The organism is Shewanella sp. YLB-07 (assembly GCF_009377275.1).
On sequence record NZ_VOQB01000008.1, the window covers coordinates 42,431 to 57,713 of the forward strand.

General features: G+C 44.5%; 12 protein-coding genes. 6 read left to right on the top strand and 6 right to left on the bottom strand.

Features of this window, described 5'->3' with window-relative positions:
- The first annotated feature begins 218 nt into the window (after window positions 1-218).
- The 6 genes from FS373_RS17680 (at window position 219) to FS373_RS17705 (ending at window position 6,966) form a co-directional block, all read left to right on the top strand.
- Window positions 219-704: a CS1 type fimbrial major subunit gene (locus FS373_RS17680; protein ID WP_152830014.1), complete on the top strand. Its 486-nt coding sequence runs from the start codon at window positions 219-221 to the stop codon at window positions 702-704.
- Between the two features lie 72 nt (window positions 705-776).
- Window positions 777-1,532: a hypothetical protein gene (locus FS373_RS17685; protein WP_152830015.1), complete on the top strand. Its 756-nt coding sequence runs from the start codon at window positions 777-779 to the stop codon at window positions 1,530-1,532.
- Entirely contained in the window at window positions 1,516-4,413 is a 2,898-nt protein-coding gene (locus FS373_RS17690) for a TonB-dependent receptor (protein ID WP_152830016.1), read from the top strand. Before FS373_RS17685 ends, FS373_RS17690 begins: the two co-directional genes overlap by 17 nt.
- Before the next feature lie 14 nt (window positions 4,414-4,427).
- Window positions 4,428-5,447: a hypothetical protein gene (locus tag FS373_RS17695; protein ID WP_152830017.1), complete on the top strand. Its 1,020-nt coding sequence runs from the start codon at window positions 4,428-4,430 to the stop codon at window positions 5,445-5,447.
- Window positions 5,448-5,768: 321 nt separating this feature from the next.
- Window positions 5,769-6,443, top strand: a complete 675-nt coding sequence (locus FS373_RS17700; protein WP_152830018.1) for a winged helix-turn-helix domain-containing protein — start codon at window positions 5,769-5,771, stop codon at window positions 6,441-6,443.
- 1 nt (window position 6,444) lies between these two features.
- Window positions 6,445-6,966, top strand: coding sequence for a hypothetical protein (locus tag FS373_RS17705; protein WP_152830019.1), 522 nt, complete (start codon window positions 6,445-6,447; stop codon window positions 6,964-6,966).
- A 416-nt stretch (window positions 6,967-7,382) separates the two neighbouring features.
- Here the strand turns inward: FS373_RS17705 and FS373_RS17710 are convergent, their stop codons facing one another.
- The 6 genes from FS373_RS17710 to FS373_RS17735 all read right to left on the bottom strand — a co-directional run bounded on the left by FS373_RS17710 (window position 7,383) and on the right by FS373_RS17735 (window position 15,170).
- On the bottom strand, window positions 7,383-9,248 hold the full coding sequence (locus tag FS373_RS17710) for a hypothetical protein (RefSeq protein WP_152830020.1): 1,866 nt from the start codon (window positions 9,246-9,248) through the stop codon (window positions 7,383-7,385).
- A gap of 667 nt (window positions 9,249-9,915) precedes the next feature.
- A complete protein-coding gene (locus tag FS373_RS17715) occupies window positions 9,916-10,209 on the bottom strand; it encodes a hypothetical protein (RefSeq protein WP_152830021.1) in 294 nt (97 codons plus the stop codon).
- Between the two features lie 422 nt (window positions 10,210-10,631).
- The gene (locus FS373_RS17720) at window positions 10,632-11,705 is read right to left on the bottom strand and encodes a hypothetical protein (protein WP_152830022.1); all 1,074 of its coding nucleotides are present in this window, start codon (window positions 11,703-11,705) and stop codon (window positions 10,632-10,634) included.
- 314 nt (window positions 11,706-12,019) lie between these two features.
- Window positions 12,020-13,519, bottom strand: a complete 1,500-nt coding sequence (locus tag FS373_RS17725) for a hypothetical protein (RefSeq protein WP_152830023.1) — start codon at window positions 13,517-13,519, stop codon at window positions 12,020-12,022.
- Window positions 13,520-14,279: 760 nt separating this feature from the next.
- Entirely contained in the window at window positions 14,280-14,714 is a 435-nt protein-coding gene (locus FS373_RS17730) for a hypothetical protein (RefSeq protein WP_152830024.1), read from the bottom strand.
- Window positions 14,715-14,768: 54 nt separating this feature from the next.
- Window positions 14,769-15,170, bottom strand: a complete 402-nt coding sequence (locus FS373_RS17735; RefSeq protein WP_152830025.1) for a hypothetical protein — start codon at window positions 15,168-15,170, stop codon at window positions 14,769-14,771.
- Window positions 15,171-15,283: the final 113 nt, after the last annotated feature.

The window sequence follows — 15,283 nt, forward strand, 5'->3', positions numbered from 1 at the left end:
CACTCACTGGTAGAAATAACCACATAAAAAAATTTATTGCCGTTTTTATCCTTTATTACAGGTCATACACGGTATTTCATATTAGCATCCGCAAATCCGTACTCATGTGTCGATTTAGCGTCATTTGGTGCTGGGTCGCTACAATGGAAATTTTTTTGATTTTAATAACCTCAAAATAAAATTTCCTATTGCTAATATAAAACCACAAAGGACAAAACATGAAACTCAATACATTAGGCTTTTCAATTGCACTGACTTTACTTTCTAGCAATGCTTTCGCAGCAGCAGGAGAACGTATAGATGCAACCATCCAAGTCACTAGCACCGTCTCCAGTGATACATTTAGCGTTACCCCCCTTGGAAAACCTAACTTTAATGATGTAAAAGCAGTATTAGACTATGAAAAAACCACGGGGGTGTTTACTGACTGGGATATGACAATTGAAGCTAAATATGAAGTGGGCTTAAGTGCCGCATTAGCGACATCGCCAACGCTATTCAACGGAACTGATTACATTCCATTAACGGTTGATATCGATGCTACAGCGATGACGACCACGTTTACTGAAATAAATGCAGTGTCAGTACCCGGTACAGGGGAAACCTCAACGCATGTGTTGAGTATCTCAGCTGCAGATAATTCCTCGCTATCATCCGGTTTATATACAGGTTCAGTTTCTTTAATCTTTGAAGATTCGATCTAACCTATTTTGACCCAGTGAAATACCTCACTGGGTCTTTCATCATTATTTCCCATCAACGGTAATTTAGCTTCTATGTTAAAATATATTACTGCTATCGTTATAGGTAGCATCTTTTTTTCAAAGCTAGTTTTAGCATCTGCCAATCAAGTATCCATCCCCCAAACGACAGCAATTTTAACAGTTTCAAATCCAAGTGAAGTCATTCAAATTAGAAATAAGCAAGAATCAGTGGCCTATGTCCAAGCACAAGTCGTTGAAGTATTTATAGCGCCCGACGGTAAAGAAAGATTTGAAACAATAGATAAAGATAAAAAAGCAAATGGCGTCGTTGCGATTCCGGAAAAATTCATCGTTGCTCCGCTTGGATCTTCAAGTGTGAGATTATTATTTACTGGTGACTCGCATTCAACTTCCGATCGTTTTTTTAAAATCAGATTCACACCCATCATAAAATCAAAATATTATGGTGACAGCAGCACGGATATCAATTCAACCATTTTTGTTTCTATCACCGGTTCTACATTTGCCGTCGTACCAAAAGTTTCTCCAGCGCCGCAAATCACAAAGGCCGATAAACCCAATGCGATTGAACTGACCAATTCCGGGGACAGCATTGTCTTACTTAATAATTGTAAATTATGTATCGGATCTATTTGCGAGTTAAGCAGTCAGAAACGATTAATATCGAAACGAACAGTATTGTTCAGCATGAATAACACCCAAGTTGGCCTCAGTAAAAATGGTCAATTTAGCTGTGAAACGTTAAGTTCTACCCAATCTGCATTTATTGAATACAAAGTTAAATATAATAATGAACATAGTCAATAAATACATTCTGGGGTCAATACTCTGTCTATTCGTCATAGTAACGATATGCATCAATATTAGACCTAAACAGCACATCGATGACACCCAATCGATACCTTTTGTCAATCCGATCACGGTTGAAAAAAAACGCTCACCGGTGTCTATCACTGCACCTGTCATTGACCATATCAAGAATCAACCGAGGTGGGTTCCAGCGTCAATAACACCGCCCATGGTGGTGGCTGCAACAGTCGTACTTAAGCCGAACCCCACTACAGTGAGTGCCCCTGTCATTGATACTGTCATGGCTGAAAAACCGGCTGGTGCCCCTTATCATGCAGAGGGGAATATCCAATTTATGGTTCCAGAGGGGTTTGAAGGTATCGATGATTCACGAGAAATAAACATCTACTTTTTCAACAAAATCATCGCCTACGCTAAAGTATCAGGTGTGGGTAAAGACAGATTCATGACCCTGAATGATGGGGCTTTAGTCATGCAAAACAAGCAGTATGATTGCAGTGCCTCACCCAGCATCACAAAATTGCTGCCTTGTGATATTCCTGCAAGCCTAACAAATACATTTCTCGCACAAATGAGTATCTCGAATAATGAACAGGAAGCGGAATACGCCAGCTTGATCCCGTTACCCGGTTATGAATCATTGTTCTATGAACTCTATGGTATCGACGCTGATCAACTAAACGAAACACAAAAGAGCGTAACACCTCAGTATATTCCGCAAAGTACCATTACTCATCTCAGTGGACGCATTGGTTATTCTACCTCGTTGACGCATCGTTTTACTGAGGGGGGAACCTATGGCAGCACGAACATTAATACGCTACTTGGCTATGGCAATTTTTCATTTGAAACCAACCCCTATATCAACATTTCATCCAATGGCGAAACAAAGCTGAACATCGACTCCTTCGTCGGCAGCTATGTCAATCAAGGAATGCTCATTCAATCTGGGGTGAAATCCAGTAACCGGGTTAACAATGTGCGCCGCGCAAAAAACATCTTGCCCATAGGCAATGTTGCCGGCGTGTGGATAGGCTCATTTGATGAAACCAGAACCGATAAAAAAAGTGGCGCAATGAAGCCGCTAGAGGTCTACCTGCCAACCGCCGGCAAAATAGAAGTATTCAAAGGTAAACAGTCTTTATTTATTGGTAGTTACCAAGCCGGCTCGATCATCATCCCTGTGGATTCCTTTCCGATTGGAAATTATGACGTGATAATCAAACGCACACCGAATTCTATGGCAGCATTGCCACTGATTGAACACAGGATTGTCAACTCGATAGATGAAGATTATTTTACGGTTTCATTTGGGTCGGCGCAATACGATGATAACAGTGTAGAAGACCAAGGCACTAACTTCTATGACATGAACTATGATAGCGCCTATGTCGCTATTGAAGGAGCAACACGCATAACAAGTGGCGTCAATTTGCGCGGCAGCACCTCCTGGATGGATGATGTTTTCTATGGCAGCTTGGGCGTTAATGTCACTCACTTTTCCTTTGCTGAGTTTGATGTGGATGCTATTTATGCGTCCAATGATTCCTGGAGTGCTGGCCTTTTTTCGCAAACCAATTTAACTGATCTGGTCAACGGCATGTCTGTGAGCCTCTCGGCAAGCTATGCAGATGAGCAACGCGATACCAGTTCTAACCTGTCATTTAATCTCAATTATCGATTAAACGGCCCCTGGTTTGATTCATTAAGGCTTACTTATTATCAATCCCGCTACAGCCACCTCAATAATCACGTGGATGGCAACCTGTCCACAGTCAAGTATAACCAATACTTAGCGCAAACCGCAGGGGGAGACCCCGTTAATCAGCAACCTGATGACTTCTACCCGATCAAATCCAATTCCCATGACTTCTCTTTGAATCTAGATAAATACACTAGCTGGTATGGCATGCCTGTTTACCTAACAGCGAATATTGGTAAAGATAATCTCAACGATTTTAGGATTGGATTAGGTGTGAACTTAGATTTTGGCAAACCCAGTTCACACTATAACGTTTCGGCAAGATATGAAAATATCGAAGGAAAAAATAGCACCAATATCTATGTCGAAACCAGTGGTTTTGATGCTGACTTTATCGATAGCGCTCAGGCTGGCTTCCAGGCACATGATGATGGCTATGGTGTCGATGTACAGACCAATATTAAAACACCTTGGATAAATTCTACCCTCATGCTAGACAGCCAGTATAACAACACAACCGGTGATACTCATTCACAAGCCAGCATGTGGTTCAGTGGCGGTGTCGTTTTCGATACCAACCATTACAGTTTTACCAAAGATCAAAATTTACGCTCTGGTTATGTATTTGACATTGAGAACAATGACCATGATTTAGAAATTTATGGCAGCTCAAGCTTCTCAGGTAGGGGGTTTTTAATTGATGATAATTCTTATGTGTTGTCATTGAATGCTTTTAGTAAAAATGATGTTTATATGAGCGCGTTGGGCGCTGTTCTACCTGAAAACGAATCGTTTTATTCCGATGTTTTTTATCCTGGCAATTTCAAATTTGTCACCATTAACCCCCGTAGAACGATAGAAGTCGCCGGGATGTATCAATCTCTAACCAGTGAACGGGAAGCGGTATTAATTAAGAACCATGAGTCCGAGGTATTAATTAAAAATCATGAATCTGAGGTGTTAATTAAAAATCATGAATCTGAGATCACCGTAGATAACAATATGCTAAATGAACCGACATTCTTTCAATTGACGGTTTCTAAACAGCACCCAACGATTGAAATTTATGAGAACGGTATTTATTTATGCACAAAGAACATTGAAAGTGAACTTAATTTAGCCAACCTAAACGGCAAACATTTTATTTATTTAACCAAAGTTTCTTGCCCTGCTTAACGACTAAGGTATCTATGAAACGATTATTAATGCTCATACTTCTCAGCTACACGCATAATGTTGCTGCGGGTTACGTAAATTTCAATTTAAAATACGATACGACTCGTGGGGATGGAATTGCATTTGAAACCATTGGGAGGGTTGAAGGTACCTGTGCTGAAAACTCATTGTACAATGGAAAAGCCCCACGATTTTATCCAACTCAAACAGGAACGGCGTCATATGAATTTAATTTTTGGGCGGGGATCCCGAGAACGGTAGAGTTGAGATCCGCTCAAGGCGATTTATTACAATTAAAAATTTCAGCTTTGGGGATGTCTAGAACGAACGGGAGTAATTTTGGTTCGACTGGCAGTGGCACGGGGCCCCATTGCAGAGTTAATCGTGGTTCACGCTATTCAGCCATCGAAAAAGCCCATGGGGAGTTAGGTGAAGTAAAACTGTCCGCATGGCTTCAATACTCGCCAGCATTCTATTTTATTGCGTCATATGAAATATTAAACAATGACTCGGTTGCACCGGGTCATTACGCCGGTGGGTTTACGTTTGCCAACAATGAGTCAAAATTCAAAATTCACAGAGACAAACCCATTGAACAAATTAGCGCGAATGTGCAATTAGACATTGCCCATGTTTTTGATGTGCGCTTCCCATACAAGGCGATATCAACGGATCCCAAAAATGAAACATGGCGAGAAATCCCAGTTGATATCAGAACCAATGAAGGATTTAAACTGCTTTATCATTGTAAACCAGGCGGGGGCAATGATTTCGGTGTGAATAGTGATGGATTTTGCAACGTCGCCCCTTCAGGCCCCGCGTTAGCCGTGAAACTCAGGTTTCCACATATGGGCTACGAGAATGAAATAAAACCTGATGCGTGGGCATTATTTAATAAGGATGATTTCATTAGCAACAATATGGCGAGTCAAAAGCGTGGATTTATAGGATTTAAGCTTAAAGACACCGAGAGTGCCGCACCGGGCACTGTCTATATATCAAACCCACAATTTATCGTCGAGGCTGACTTTTAATCACATTGTCTTTAACTCAACTTGGTGAGAATCAAGAGATTGCGCAACAAGTAGACGCCACTGACACGAGCACAGATCTTTTGAGATAGCCAACACGCGTCCCCAACAGAGTAGGCGGCTACCCTGTGCCACAGTGCGATGCCCTTGAGTGGACAACGTCTGTGGTGACAACGCATAGATTGACTTGGCAACAGGAGCTCACCCGCCGCGATCCACTCAAAACCTTTGAGCCTAATCTGGGTAAAATGATGGTGTTATCAATAGCTTCCACTGTAAATCATGTGTGAAAATATTGTCGGTTTTATTTTTAAAGGATGATAAATGAATATAATAATAGATGAAAACAAGCGGTCATTAGTTATCAATGAGATGACACATAAGGTGGCTAAAGCAGAAATCAGTTTGTTAGTTTTTTTATATGAAAATCAAGGCCATATTTGTAGCAGAGAGCAACTTGCCAGTAATGGTTGGCCCGACCGTGTTGTATCGTCTAATTCTGTTCCGGTTGCAATAGGCAACTTAAGGAAAATATCTGCTCGTGAACTTATCACAACTGTCGATGAAGGATACATACTTAACAACTCTTCGTCAGTGACGATAAAAAAAATACCAAGCGATAGTCATACCGAGTCCCCCCAAAAAAAGGGAATGTTATTCAAGTATTTATTACTGACCATAATTCTCATTGCAATAATGGTCATGCCCTTGGGCTTTTATCACTGGTATAAAATCAATGACAGCCGCCTTTACTATATAAAGGCACACAACACCCTTTATTACTCGAATACAAAACAGTTATTAGTTACTTTTTTTGACAATGAAGAGCAGATTATTGAAAGGAAACAGCTGGAATACGGCGTTAACAACACATTTTACGTTATCAATAAATATTCAAAGGTATACATCATAGACTGTATTAATCAGTATGCGGTAAACAGCATTTCAACCTCAAACTTATATAAAGCAAAATCATTCACAAAACGTGGAGAATGTTAAAATGAAATCAACAACAAAAATAACAATCATCATTTCGACTACAATCATTTTCTCATTATTAACAAGTAGCATTATAGTATTAGTGACCAATAATAAAAACAAAATGCAGTATGGCACATTTATACGCGATGAACATATTAGCCTTGATTCCGGTCAAACAGCAAACATTAGTGTTGTCACATATACGATACTGGATAATTATTTCACTGAAATCCTGTTAAATGTTGAAGGGAATAAAGCCAAGCTCAATTACAATGGCCATATAAAGTATGATTGGTTCGAGGATACCTATCGTTTCTCAATAACTGAACTCATAAATACCAACAAGCGACTCATTGACCAGTTTATCCTTATGTCTGATACATCCTTAAGTAATATGTTTGCATTAACCCCTCAATCAAGAAGAGACCCAGAAATAAATATTATGAAGCTAAAGTTACTGCAAGCGAATTTAATGAGTGATGATATTTGTTATCTTCTAAAACCCATTAACATCATAAAATGTAGCAAAATAAAAAAGTAGTGGTTCGACAACGGTGAGCATACAACAAATGACTCACCGTTTTGGAGGCATGCATGAGCAGGCTCTCGAGGATCATTTCGTCTGCTCGCCTTCAATGAATCACTATCGCTACGCCTCGGTTAGATTGGTTTAACCGTCACCTTAACGCAGTTAAACCAACCTAACTCAAGGCAATACATACCGCCACCTTGCGATGCGTGGGAGTGGCGGTTTAACGCGCATACATCATCCTGCTTACCCATATCCGCTGATTGTTCGACCGCCCAAAAGGCAATGAGGACGAGCACGCGCCTCAGTCACCCCGAAGGATGCGGGCACGATCAGTCAGCATGGGCTCCACACTCTGGTGCAGAGTTTATTCACCACTGTCCCTGCCCAGGATCGGAGGCAGGATACCAAGCAACCCAGCCCCCATTTTACAGTCTTTTATACGCCAATAACCGATCGCGGCTCCCTGAGTACACCGCTTCCAGCTCATTAGCCAGCCGGTAACTGTTTTCGAGAACAAAGCCAGCGCTGTTCTCTCTCTTAAGCCCAAACCCCACAGCCGCACCATCCATCACCGGAAGCGTTTCAGTCACCGACACATCAAATAACAGCTTCTCTGCCTGCGCGACAGGATTAGCGAGAATAGCATTCATGTCATCTTCTACTTGGTGAAAATGAAGACCGACTAGTTGATTGTTGCGATCCAACACGTGGTGTTTATCGATGAGATAATCTATCTGACTGTCCTTTATCTTATAACCAAGCACAAATGCGCGGCTTTGATCGTGGTACGCTCCTCGCCCCCGGCTTTTCGCTAAATTATCAGCAGCATCCCGGAGCTGTTGGGCATAAGCCTTGCCGAATAACCGCTCAAGGAGATCACCTTTGGCCTGCCTTTGGACAACCTTGACAAGATCACCTTTTCGCTTACTAAATGGAATCGTGGTGGCACCACGATGATGCTTAAAATCCTTCAGTTCTCCCAGTCGCCGTGATGTAACATTCATCTCGGTTGGCGCCGCCGCGCTCATATTATCCGGCCGAACAGTCTCGCCTCTGACGCTAGCACTCGCACCGAATGGATCGACAGAAACAGATAGCGTTCCGCCAGTGCCCACTTTCCTTTGATGGGCGGCATTGAGATCATCCCATTCCAGCAGAGGTTCAATCCCGACCTCGGTCACTTGTTTCCTACCTGGGGTCGTCAGTTTTAGTGTGCCGCTAGTCCCCACCCCCCCCGCTGCAGCAACCGTACTACCAACAGATCCACTGGCTCCGACAGTGATGCCAGCGCTAAGAACGGTGGATTGTTTAGATTCTGAGCCATACGTCTGGAAATGATTAGCCGTTAACTGACCATGGTATGCGTGGGTAATGATTTGATTCACTTGTGCTAAACTCAGCTTGGCTGCAGACCATTTACTAAATTGCCGATATTCAATTGGCTTTAACGTTATGCTAGCACTTGCAAATGCCGATTCTATTGATGCGAGACTCGGCCCGGCAGACACCGCAACTGAACGACCGTACCGGTGCAACAGCTCAACATGATAACCATCCTCATCCCGCAATATCGTGAGACTCAACTCGGTGTTGCCACTAATCCCGCCACCAACTTTTACCCCAGGTATCTGAGTAACCGTTCCGCCTAGCGAGGCACTCGTCGTGGCAATCAACGACAGCTTGCTCGTATGCTGGTGCAGGCTATCCATGGGCAACGTGGCGATATAATCTCCAACAATACGACCAAGATCGGTATCAGTGTGAGGCAGATCTTGACGCTCAATGATGTGGGCAAATGCGCTAAATAATCGCTTTCTGCTGGTGCTCTGATTAATGCTATCTAACCCCGTCTGGAATCCCCCCATATCGTACTCAAACTCCTCATTCAATAATGGCTCATCCTTAGCCCCCCCGTTCAGCACGCGTCTCGCGGGTTGACAGGTCGCTTTTTTCACTTGTCTAGCTCCAGAATAGAGCGTGGATTTAGCTTGCTTGGCATGCTCTTCAGCCCGGGCACGCTGACTCATGTCATTGTCTGTAAACTGTGTTTTGGCTTGCCACAGTGGCATCATGTCTTGTAAGAAATCTCTCTTTTTAGAGGTTGGACCAAAGCGCTCCCAAGTCCCATTATAATCAAGTGTTTCATCACCTGACGGTAGGGGTAATGACACCGCCTCCCTATCACGTGCTTCAATGTCTCGCTGAGCCCCAATAGCGGATAGCTCATCGAACGGCTCCTGCTCTTTTAACAGCTTTGTTTTGTCCTGCTTACTTTTAAACGACTTGCCCATATCACTATTACCTTTAACAGAATGAGTGTTATTCCCAGCATAGCGACACCCATTTGCAGGTGTTGAGTGATATCGACAACTCACACTCAGCCGTGATAAATGAGGACAGTGATCCGCCTCAGGTACAAATAGTTCGCTATGTTCCCGTGACGCCATGTCCTTGGCAGTTTTGCGTTAATTCCAGTGTTATCTTTGACCCACTTAGGGCAGTAGACACGTCATAGCGTGATAATGAACGACCGCCGATCTGATGGACCATTTTCACCAACATGGTTTCACCGGAAATCGGGGCATGAATGGACAACGATACAGGAGACAGCAGCCCGTAAACACGCGCTAGCACATGGATGAGCCACTCTTAATGTTGCATCACATCGTATGCCTTCAGGAGTGCGAGATAGGGGGATACGTGATTGCTCCCCGCCATGAATGGCGAGGCTGCTAACTTCTCAGGCCGCCACCAGTTCTTGACTGGTTTTACGCAGGCCTCCATTCACTCTAAATCGCAGTTGGCACAGCAACACGTAAGGGCAAAAAATGCAGCATGACGATCGCGCAATGTGGATGTCTGCAGGCAAAGGGCCTGTCGACCCCCCACCGCTCAGCCTTTCGTTGAACAAGCCAGATACCCCTACACGCTCAACGTCTCGTTAGCCAGCCCAAATAGCTACAATTTTCTGAACACGTTATCCATATCATCGATATCTTTTTTGACGAGAATAAGATCAATCTCCACTTTTTTCAGCAACGCATTCAAATGGGCGATTTCAATTTTATTGGCGAGTTGATTTTTTTCTATTCTTACAGACTGCTTATTGAGGGTTAATTTTTGCAACTCAAATTGCCTGACGTTGTATCTTTTTGACGCTTCAAAATCTGAGTTAAATTGCCCCACTAAATAAAATCCACCGCCCGTAATCGCGACGAGTTGTAACCCAATTAACAATTTTGATGGCTCCATAGATGAGTCACTCCATAACGCTGTTGCTGTAGTGGGTTGCGGGGGAATAGAGATTAACTCCTTGCTCTTTGGCTGACACCGATAGCTGTAAATATTGACACGCGCTGCTATCCAGATGCCATCAATCGCCTTTACACGCCTGACTGCCACTCACTCCACAAGGTGACATTCCTCAAGCAGGCCTCAACTCCCGGCAATGGCGCATAGCGTGATTAACGTTAACACCCCACGGGGAAAACCGCCTGCACATCCCGATAACTCAACCTGTCAGCGCGGCCTGAGTCAAGCCGCGTTCGCACCGATTTTTAATGGTTAAATACCTTAGAGAGGGTGCATGCCTGTTTTCAGTCCCCTGACTGAAAGGATTGATGACCCTTCACATTGACCCAGCAAACCGCCATTTTTGCTGGTTTCAACACATTTTACCCTTTGGCAAAATTGCCGTTGGCATTTGGATTGACAATAAGAAGCTTAGACTCACTGGCCATACTGATTTTCTGTGTTAATGCCTCCATTTGGAAACCAAAACAATCACCTTTATCGTAGGTAAACTCAACAGTACAACTCCGAGAAAACTCTAAATTCAAGACCAAACCATACCCTGTTGAGAGCCCATGACCGAATAACACGCGCGTCAGCGGGTTGCTAGATGCGTTATTGACATTCGACAATGTTAACGCGACCCGGCTATTTAGATTGGGATACGAGATGTCCGTCCCCAGCCAACTCAGGGTAAACATTTGATCTCGGTCAACCATGATCGAGACAGATCCCGTAATATGTCGGTTAATGCTTGATCTAAAAAATGAACGCTGTACTTTTTGGCCTGATGGCACCTCAATGTCTTGCCTGGCTTCCACCCTTGTCCATACCGATGATGCAACCTGAAGCTGGTTATTTTTGATTTGTAATGTGGAGTCGTGATTCACTCCGACCCCACTACTATCCACCATGATGCCTCTCGCTTTATTCGGCTTGACCTGCAGCCCATCACTCACCAATTTTACTCCGGGGTTGTTGGTCGACACCGCCAGTTTTAGTGCATTATTATCGAGCAGTAAACCGTGTGATACTGCAGTATTGATCCCCACCCCGCTACTATCGACGACAATCCCCCTCGCCTTATTCGGCTTGACCTGCAGCCCATCATTGACCAGCTTCACCCCGGGATTATTCGCCGACACCGCAAGTCTCAGCGCATTGTCATCTAGCGTTAATCCGTGTGAGGCTGAAGTATTGATCCCAACTCCGGCACTATCGACCACGAGCCCCTTAGCCAGGTTCGCATGGACCGCCAATTTATCTTCTGCATCCAATTCGAGTCCATCGCCAGTCATCCCATCCTGGGCCGGACTCAACCCCACCGCCTTGCGACCACAATCAGCCATATCAATCAGATCCACAAAATCTGTTTCCAGTGGAATACTGCGGGCTCTAAACTGCCTTTTTAGTTCCTCTAAGCTCGGACCAACGGGGTTATTTTTATGTGTACTCATTTTTTCTCTCTGGTTAATGTTGCATGCTTAATAACATGCTTGGGTAGGGTTTAAAATTCGGAAATGATATGGATAAAGCAGGCAGTGGCGAGTCTGCCGTTCGTCACAGGCGTCAACATAGAGATTGGCACGCATCATTGTGCGGTTGATCCAAAGTGCTCCGTGACGGTTATTGCTGCAATTGATCAATAAGAAAAATGATGTTCTTATCACAAACGTTATGGCCAGTATAAAGGGTCACAAAACCCTATCTTTGCTTTCACATGCGCAGCCTTTCTGAGGCCCCATCGCGACCCTTTGGCGTTGAGAAACGACTAAGAGGGCAGGAGCTTCGCCGCAGCCTGCGCCTTGCCAACAAACGCCTGATCGACTCCACTGCCCAATAACTCCTTCATTAGGACATCATCGGCCAAGCTCTTTACCTCCATCGGTTTGGTTTTACCGGCATTTTTGTTGGTTTGATCACTCGCTCTCTTAAAGACACGAAACGGGCCATGACCTGAAACTCCCGGTTCACTTACACTAAACTCGTCTGTCGTCGCCACCAGCCCTGATGGTGTTTTTAAGGCGACATCTAGCCATGTCTTTGTTTGTTTATAGGATAGACCATGATAACCGGTGATCTGATTGAACCAGGGGTCTTTGGGATCCTCCTCGGCCAGTCTTTTCACCTTACTGTTGAAGCGCTGTGCATAGCATTTTCGTAGCGCTTCAGATCCCTGCATCGTCCCGATGCACTGGTTTTCTGGCAGCCCCTCAACGGTATTCCCACCTCGTGTGTAACTGACGAGATGACTGTCGAAACTGGCCGCATAGTCTTGGAGGTGAATACTCGGCCCGACCTTCATGTCCAATACGATCCCTCGTTGCGTCCCACCAAGGTAAGACTTGGTGAGATCCACCATATTGAATATATGCTCTATTGAAGGTCTCCCCTCTTTGGGTATGCCTGCAAGCCAGCGTTTTAGTAGCGACCGTGCATCACCAAGGAGCGCCTTGGGATGGTCCTCGCCCGCTTCTCTATCGTCGGCGGTAAGGGTGTCACCCAGAGAGATCACCGTTACGTCGCCCCTTTCTAGCCCCAAAGTGGCTTCGGTATGCGCCGCCCCCCCGGCGAAGGGATGCGTGTAAATATTGACCTGGTGACCTAGCGCTCTCCAGGAGAAGATATTGAACTTCTCCAAGGGGCCCAAAGGATTGCTGCCCAGCCAAACGTAATTGATGCTCAATGGGCGGCCTCCCTTTGAAACAGGAAGATGCATTTTCCCCGACGCACCAGCAGCCCTTGGCTTGGTGGCAGTCTTGGCACTGACAGCCGGCTTAGCTACTGCGTGGGCCACCTCGAGCTGCTTTTTATGCGTCGTAACAAGTTGAGTTGGCGCTGTCAGCTTATGAGTTCGAACGCCTTTAGGTGTGGTGGCTATCCCCTGAAGTGGCTTAGCAAGATGGGGGGGGCTAGGGTATTGCTTGTCAATATACCTCCCGACATCAGCTTCATCTCCACAGGCGCCCGTTTTGACATGCCCCAGTATCTTCTCCCAATCCTTAAATTTAGTAATATGCTCTCGCCCACCACCAAACCTCTCTTTTAGCCCTTGCCAGGTTTGGGATTTTAACTCACACTCTTTAGCCATTTTCATTGCGGGCAGCATGAGATTTGACGTGGCGCCGCTGGCGTCATCTCCCTTACCGACAGGCCCTGGGCGGTGATCTGGCAACGCAACAAATTGATCACGTTTACCGTTGCTCCCCCCCCCTGAACCAACAACGGTTCTACGGGTCTCTTTTTTGAGCTCCTCTGATTGTTCATACATATCTCACACCTTTTAATTGACTTTATTGGACAGTAGATAAGCGTCTTTCATTGCCTATCATGATTAGACTAAACATCATCATGGCCATATATTCCCCCTCGACTCAGCCAAAGATATGGATCATGATGATGCTATGACCAAATAATAGAGCGGGTAAGCAGACGCGAAAATAGCTGAGGTAATGAACCAATGGCATGATGTTTTAGCAGTGTAAAAAACCGCGGGATACTGTCATCAGGTTATGCCTATTTGAGTGAAGAAGAGGGAGGTAAAACAAATGACATTGTTGGCTATGACAGCCAAAATAAACTGCACCATACCGTGGTTATTTTACATCGAATGCGTTTAAAGCAAGAGACTGGCTGACGTATAACACGGTGGCCCAACAAGACGTAACCACTGCATTGGTTTCAGTCTTCACCCGCCCCCCACATCAAGGCGTTTAGCCTGCTGTCGCAACGTGCTCACAGTAAAGCAACCGCTGGCAATACATCAACTGATGACGTCTTCCAATGACTGCATTAAGTCAGCAATAATGCGATCAATGCATTCATCGTGGTAACCACCACAGCCAATAAAAGCATAAACTTAGATGTACCATGACTTTCAAGCAAAGGGGAGGTGGAGCAATCGATGAGTAACCTTAGGAAAAGGCGGACGTCATTCAGCTATTGATGTGAATGTGAATGAATATTGCGATGACCGCTCAGCCAGAAGAAACGGGGGTCTTCAAACAAGCCATGGTGACGTCTGTAACCTGTCACGCACAGTAACTTAACCCTAGTTTTTGATTCAGCTGCACTCGAGCGGCAGATAAATAACGACGATAAGTGCGAACACTGATCCCAAGCGCGCACGCTTTCTCAAATTGCCCCATATTGGCTTGATGGTATCTTCGCATAGACTGCCGTTGAGAAGCCGCTACCCAACCCGCGCCATACTCTATACGTAACACATCCGCTTGGCGTTGGTTATTATTGGCCATGTTCATGACGAGTGCTTCAATTTTAGCTTCATAACTATCAATAATGGGTGATTGCCCCTGACCCGATCCAAATGTAATGTTGCCTTTATTATCCATCAAGTTAGCAATGATGGAGGAGCTATGGCTTGGCACAAGCCCACCTGAGTGACACCATCTCACCCATGATTCTAGCAATTCATCCAGTTTATTTTGACCGCGTCGTCCCATCATATATCCTCTATCAGTAAAGCAAATAATTGTGACTTAAGGGTGAATATAAACGCATTACATCACCCGTATATGTCGAGTGATGACTTCTGATAATGCTTCTAACGGTCCCAGATAATGTCGATCACCATTAGACTTAGCGGTCACCATTAAGTCATTACGTTGAATGGCAATACAACTGGACGGCATACCATCAATATGCATCAAGACCCCTCCCTTAGCCGCGACTAACTCTGCTTCTTCAGGTGTTTTTATATGAGATAAAACCAGGCCCTTTCCGCTAAACTTTCTGTTGTAATACTTTATAATCACAGCATCGAGTAACTTGGCTCGTTCTTTACCATTCACAGGATGGCGTAAAGGAAACACACCCAACGTCGCTTTATCCAACTGATTAAATGCAGCAGCGACTGCGTCTCGTTCCACTTCAGTTCCACCAACCAATCCAATAATAAACATTTAATCACCTCTACACTTAACCTAGGTTGAACACATCTCGATATAAACTAGATAGTTAGCTTGGAACCGTATTTTTTATAAATGACTGCAATGGTGCTTGATACACGATAATA

Coding starts and splice junctions, on each gene's coding strand:
- FS373_RS17690 (WP_152830016.1), top strand. CDS start 1,516: ATGAACATAGTCAATAAATACATTCTGGGGTCAATACTCTGTCTATTC.
- FS373_RS17710 (WP_152830020.1), bottom strand. CDS start 9,248: ATGGGCAAGTCGTTTAAAAGTAAGCAGGACAAAACAAAGCTGTTAAAA.
- FS373_RS17685 (WP_152830015.1), top strand. CDS start 777: ATGTTAAAATATATTACTGCTATCGTTATAGGTAGCATCTTTTTTTCA.
- FS373_RS17715 (WP_152830021.1), bottom strand. CDS start 10,209: ATGGAGCCATCAAAATTGTTAATTGGGTTACAACTCGTCGCGATTACG.
- FS373_RS17680 (WP_152830014.1), top strand. CDS start 219: ATGAAACTCAATACATTAGGCTTTTCAATTGCACTGACTTTACTTTCT.
- FS373_RS17730 (WP_152830024.1), bottom strand. CDS start 14,714: ATGATGGGACGACGCGGTCAAAATAAACTGGATGAATTGCTAGAATCA.
- FS373_RS17725 (WP_152830023.1), bottom strand. CDS start 13,519: ATGTATGAACAATCAGAGGAGCTCAAAAAAGAGACCCGTAGAACCGTT.
- FS373_RS17735 (WP_152830025.1), bottom strand. CDS start 15,170: ATGTTTATTATTGGATTGGTTGGTGGAACTGAAGTGGAACGAGACGCA.
- FS373_RS17700 (WP_152830018.1), top strand. CDS start 5,769: ATGAATATAATAATAGATGAAAACAAGCGGTCATTAGTTATCAATGAG.
- FS373_RS17695 (WP_152830017.1), top strand. CDS start 4,428: ATGAAACGATTATTAATGCTCATACTTCTCAGCTACACGCATAATGTT.
- FS373_RS17720 (WP_152830022.1), bottom strand. CDS start 11,705: ATGAGTACACATAAAAATAACCCCGTTGGTCCGAGCTTAGAGGAACTA.
- FS373_RS17705 (WP_152830019.1), top strand. CDS start 6,445: ATGAAATCAACAACAAAAATAACAATCATCATTTCGACTACAATCATT.